Annotated in this window: 3 protein-coding genes; all 3 read right to left on the reverse strand. The window is 25.8% G+C overall.

Annotated elements, in window-relative coordinates; translation table 11 throughout:
- Nucleotides 1-1,067 (reverse strand): glycerophosphoryl diester phosphodiesterase membrane domain-containing protein (locus ACRDDY_RS09250; RefSeq protein ID WP_438564666.1); only part of this gene is annotated, 1,067 nt, incomplete at its 3' end.
- Nucleotides 1,068-1,541: 474 nt separating this feature from the next.
- Nucleotides 1,542-2,183 carry a leucyl/phenylalanyl-tRNA--protein transferase gene (aat, locus tag ACRDDY_RS09255; RefSeq protein ID WP_438564667.1) on the reverse strand — a complete coding sequence of 214 codons (642 nt, stop codon included), beginning with the start codon at nt 2,181-2,183 and terminating at the stop codon, nt 1,542-1,544.
- 68 nt (nt 2,184-2,251) lie between these two features.
- A partial coding sequence (locus tag ACRDDY_RS09260; RefSeq protein ID WP_438564668.1) for a hypothetical protein occupies nt 2,252-2,974 on the reverse strand: 723 nt, incomplete at its 5' end.

The raw sequence follows: 2,974 nt of genomic DNA on the forward strand, positions 1-2,974 counted from the left end.
TTTACACTATAAAGATTATAGATAGTTACTCCTGCAAATAAAATTACTATAATTATAGGTATTATTCTCTTTATTTTTTCTATTCTTGTATATGCTTTTTTCTCTTTATAATTTACCTTTTCTATAAACTTTCTTTCAATACAATCTTCACTTCTTAATCTATAATAAATTGATATTAAAAATTGAGTAAATAATCCTGTATATAATAAGCTTACTATTACATAAATCACTGTGAAGATTATTATCATAAAAATTAAAAATACTTTTGCTTTAAAGGTTGTATCTCCTAGCATGTTTCCTATAACTATTCCAAACAGAGTTATTCCTCCAAATAAAAGCCCTCTTAAAATTCCTATTCCAATTTCCCAAAATATTATAGAACTTAAAAGTCCAATCCTATTTTTCTTATACATTTTATAACTTTTTTTAAGTGCTTTTTTCCCACGAACCTTTTCAATTGCTATTGTAGGAATCGCTAATATCCATCTTAATAAAAGCAATACTAAAACTACTATAATTACTCCATATAATATTTTTCCACCTAAAGTTTTACTTAATTCTATTGTTACAAATGGTGGTATTGTAAATTCTCTTATAAGAGAGCTGCACATTCCCATACTAAACCATGGTCCTACAACACCAACTATTATTATAAGTGGAATTATACTAAATCCTATTGTATCTTTTAAAATATTTAAACTATTTACTACCCCTTCTAAAAGTTTTACCTTTTCCTTTTTATGAGATTTTACACCTATATAAGTTAATGCACCTATCTCAAAAAAGACCATTAAAAATGAAATTATAAGTAATATTCCTATACAAAATATTCCTTCTTTTGTTAAGCTAAATTTCAAAATTTCTTTATTGCTTATTACATTAACACCTGTGTTCTTAATGAAGTGTTCTAATATTATGAAATTTATAGGAATTAATATAAACGTGGTTAAAATCCTGTATGCCATTTCAAATATTACTACTTCTTTTAAGTTTAATTTAAAATCTTTTAAGCTTTCTCTCATTATTTTAAAGAAAGGTAACTTTTCTTTCTTATTAATATCTATCACCACTTTTCTCTCATCTTTTTCTATTAATCTTAACATAAAATACATATTTTATAATATTAAAAAATTATTTTCTCTAAAATATTAATCTTCTTAAGATTTTTAATTATATTTGCATGTAAAAGACTGGTAGTTATAACTCTCTAGATAATCAAAACAATCGAATCCATACGAACATGGTGGTGAATCAACACAAAACATATTATTATTATTTAATTCATTACACTTATTTATCACGCTAGCATTTTCTATTACTAAAACCTCTTAATTTTTCTTTTGCTCAAAAGAAGTATATTTGCTAGCCTTTATCTCAAATCTATCTATTCCTACGTAATCATAATATAACAAATAAGTAAAATATTTTGTTCCACTATTTATATTTACACTTCCCCCTGCTAGAACTCCAACTAATGGATAATTAACCTTTCCTCCATCTTAGCTTTTTATAATATATTGTATAAATTTCCATTTATCTTTTTACTCTTTTATCATTTCTTTATACTCTCTAAATCTTATATATTCTCCTCCCATACTTTCTAGATGATCTGTATGAAATTGACAATCTATAAATTTAAATTTATTTTCTTCTAATATTTTTGCTAAATATATTAAAGCTATTTTAGATCCATTTGGAATTTTTGAAAACATACTTTCTCCAAAAAAACACTTATTAATTACAACCCCATAAATTCCACCAACTAATTTCCCATCTTTTAATACCTCTACACTTAAAGCAAATCCTTTTTTATGTAAATTTATATAAGCTTCCTTCATTTCTTCTGTTATCCAAGTTCCCTCAGCTTTTTCACGAAGTTCTTTACATGCTGATATTACTCCTTCAAAATCTTTATTCACATTAACAGTAAAATCTTTTTTATTTAAAACTCTTCTCATAGATTTTGATATTCTAATATTTTCTGGTCTTATAATATATCTTTCCTTAGGGCACCACCAAAGTATAGGCTCATCCTCATTAAACCATGGGAAAATTCCATTTTCATAAGCTAAGATAAGTCTCTCTTGTGATAAATCTCCTCCAACTGCTAAAAGCCCATCTTCTTCTGCCATTTCAGGCATAGGAAAAGATACTTCTCTTTCATCTAATCTATATACTGGCATTTTCACTTTCCTTCTTTCTAAAAAAAGGCTGTAATTTTAAAACAGCCTTTAGTAAAATTCTCATTCTATTATACCTTTATTTTTAATGTCTGCCTATAACATCCACCATATTCTTTAAACTTAGGATTTATAGCCTCTATCCTTTTAATTTTAAATTTCATTACATATAAATTTACTTCTAGCTTTTCAAGCATTTCTTTATTTATCCTACGTTTTTTTATTATTTCAAAGTATTCTGCTCCTTTAAATTCTACCTCTTCAATTTCTCCATCTATCTGCAAACCACAAAGCTTATTAAAGCCTTCAAAATCATTATATATAGCTACTCCTGCATTTTTATTTTTATAAAGATTTGCAAATTTTATGCCACCTTCTGAAATAAAGTATAAATTTCCTTTATAAAATATATATTCTAAAGGCGTTGCTCTTTGAGATTTTCCATCTCCTGTTGATAAGACACACATATGCTTTTTCTCTATAAAATCAAAAATTATTTCTGCTACTATATTTTTATCTAAAACCTTTCTTCTTAGTTCAATTTGCCTTTTTATTTCTAAACCAATTTCTACAACTGATTTTTCATTATAAAGATTTAGATCTCCAAATGGTATATTAAGCCCTAGCTTTGCACTTATTTTTTCACAAAAAAATTTTAACCCTTTATAATCTTTTTCTGATAGTTCTTTTTCTTTTATTTCTCCATACAAAGAAGCCTTCATCACAAAGGCTCCCTTTAATTTTTCTTCCATTCTATCTAAGTAACTAAGCCCTTTTTCTCCTATCATATTTAT

This window comes from Clostridium sp., assembly GCF_051656525.1.
Lineage (GTDB): Bacteria > Bacillota > Clostridia > Clostridiales > Clostridiaceae > Clostridium.

What these genes read in the sequence shown, in the direction of transcription:
- aat (WP_438564667.1), bottom strand. Translation starts at nt 2,183, where the DNA reads ATGCCAGTATATAGATTAGATGAAAGAGAAGTATCTTTTCCTATGCCT.